Origin of the sequence: Paraburkholderia sp. EG304 (genome assembly GCF_046543485.1) — a bacterium.
Classification (GTDB): domain Bacteria; phylum Pseudomonadota; class Gammaproteobacteria; order Burkholderiales; family Burkholderiaceae; genus Paraburkholderia; species Paraburkholderia youngii.
This window is the reverse complement of sequence record NZ_JBKGUA010000174.1, coordinates 1-2,556: the sequence shown is the minus strand read 5'-3', so window position 1 is coordinate 2,556 and position 2,556 is coordinate 1. Positions and strand designations below refer to the sequence as shown.

General features: G+C 67.1%; 2 protein-coding genes. Both read left to right on the top strand.

Going from position 1 to position 2,556, the window contains the following annotated elements; genetic code table 11:
- Positions 1-2,255, top strand: a 2,255-nt coding sequence (gene ptsP, locus ACLFKU_RS43015) for a phosphoenolpyruvate--protein phosphotransferase (protein WP_410853294.1), incomplete at its 5' end; no start/stop codon positions are given.
- A gap of 22 nt (positions 2,256-2,277) precedes the next feature.
- Positions 2,278-2,556: PTS transporter subunit EIIC (locus ACLFKU_RS43010; RefSeq protein ID WP_410853293.1), on the top strand; the 279-nt coding region annotated here is incomplete at its 3' end.

The following is a 2,556-nucleotide window of genomic DNA, read 5'->3' as shown; positions in this document are numbered from 1 at the left end:
AGGAAGGCGACACCGTCGCTGCGGGCACGCCGCTGATTCGCTTCGACCCGATCGTGGTCGGCGCAAAAGCAGCCAGCCTGCTCACGCAAATGGTCATCGCCAATGGCGATCTCGTCACGCGCTACGTTCCCGCGAAAGGGCTCGTCGTCGCCGGCACCGACGTCGCGCTGTACGTCGAAATGGTCGGCAGAACGGAGGACAAGGAAACGGCCAGCGCCACCGGCGCGATCCTCTCCGGCGAGATCACGCTGCCGAATCCGGCGGGCCTGCATGCGCGGCCCGCCGCGGTCGTCGCGGTCGAGGCGAAGAAGTTCAAGTCCGAGATCCGGCTGCTGCGCGGCGACGCCAGCGCAAATGCCAAGTCCGTCGTCGCGATCATGGGGCTCGCTACGAAGCTCGGCGACAAGCTGCGCATCGAGGCCCGCGGTCCCGACGCGGCGGAGGCGGCCAGCACCGTCGCGCGACTGCTTGCCGAGGGATCGGGCGAAAAGCCCGGCGATGCGCCCGCCCCCGCGGCGGCCGCGCCAGGCGCACCGGCTGCGCCAGTGCCGGTACCGAGCGAGGCGGCTCCCGCCGACGCCAACGAATTCATCGGCGTCTCCGCTTCGCCTGGGCTTTCGGTCGGCAAGATCGTGCAGTTCCGCCAGCAAGTGATCGAGGTGAACGAAGCGGGCGAGTCGCCGCAACGCGAACGGGCGCAACTCGAAGCGGCGCAGCATCAGGCGCGTCAGCAGATCGAGGGGCTCAAGGCGACGCTCACCGATCCGTCGAAAGCGCAGATTCTCGACGCGCATCTCGAACTGCTGGACGACCCCGACCTGAACGATGCCGCCATCAGCAGCATCAGCACGGGAAAAGGCGCGGGGTTCGCATGGCGCGAAGCGTTCCAGAACCAGGCAAGCATGCTCGAAAAGCTCGACAATCCGCTGCTGCGCGAACGCGCCGGCGATATCCGCGACGTCGGCCGCCGTGTGCTCGCGCTGCTCGCCGGCGTGAAGCAGGCGCAGATCGACGTGCCGGAAGAGTCGATCCTGATCGCCGAGGAACTCTCGCCGTCCGACACCACGTCGCTCGATCGCAGCAAGGTGCTCGGCTTTTGCACGACGACCGGCGGCGCGACGAGTCACGTCGCGATCCTCGCGCGCTCGCTCGGCATCCCGGCGATTTGCGGTATCGACGCGCGCGCACTGCAACTCGCCGACGGCACGCCCGTCGTGCTCGACGGTTCGCGCGGCAGCTTGCGGCGCAATCCGAGCGCCGAGGAACTGGAGAAGGCGCGCGAACGCATCAGGCGTCAGGCCGCCAAGCGCGAAGACGAAAAGCTCGCGGCAACCAAACTCGCAATGACGGCGGATGGCCACCGCGTCGAAGTCGTCGCGAACATCCGCAATGCGCAGGAAGCGCGCGACGCGGTAGCTGGCGGTGCGGAAGGCGTGGGACTGTTGCGCTCCGAGTTCCTGTTCGACGCGCGCGACACCGCGCCAACCGAAGACGAACAGGCCACCGAATATTGCGCGGTCGCGGAAGCGCTCGGCCGCGAGCGCACGCTCGTGGTCCGCACGCTCGACGTCGGCGGCGACAAACCGCTGTCGTATATGCCGCTGCCGAAGGAAGACAATCCGTTTCTCGGCCTGCGCGGTGTGCGCGTGAGCCTCGAGCGTCCCGACATCTTCCGCACCCAACTGCGCGCGATTCTGCGCGCGGCGCCGCTCGGCAATCTGCACGTGATGTTCCCGATGATCACGACGGTTGAGGAAGTGCGTGCGGCGCGCAAGATCCTGCTCGAAGAAGCCGGCGATCGCGCGGCGAGCGTGAAAGTGGGCGTCATGATCGAAGTCCCGGCGGCCGCGCTGATCGCCGAGCCGCTCGCACGCGAAGTCGACTTCTTCTCGATCGGCACGAACGACCTCACGCAATACACGCTCGCGATGGACCGGGGCCATCCGCAACTCGCGAAGCAGGCCGACGCACTGCACCCGGCGGTGTTGCGTCTGATCGGCATGACGGTCGACGGTGCGCATCAGCACGGCAAATGGGTCGGCATTTGCGGCGGCATCGCGTCGGATGCGATGGCGGTGCCGGTGCTCGTCGGACTTGGCATCGACGAGCTATCGGTGAGCATTCCGGCAGTGGGTTCGATCAAGGCCCAGCTGGCACGCATCACGACCGACGAAGCAAAGAAACTCGCCGCCGAGGTGCTGCATCTGGGCACCGCCGCGGAAGTCCGCGCGCATCTGTCGCGCTTTGCCGACTGAGCCGATCAACAGGAGATCAGCCATGTTCTCGCATGCGTTTGGAGTCTTGCAGAAGATCGGCAAATCGCTGATGCTGCCCGTCGCCGTGCTGCCGGTGGCCGGCCTGCTGCTCGGTCTCGGCGCCACCGACTTCCACGGCTACGTGCCGACCGTCGTGCTCGCGCTGATGAAGAACGCGGGCGACGTGATCTTCGCGAACCTGCCGCTGATCTTCGCGATCGGCGTCGCGCTCGGCTTCACCGAGAACGATGGCGTGTCGGGCATCGCCGCAACGATCGGGTATCTGGTGATGACGGCCACG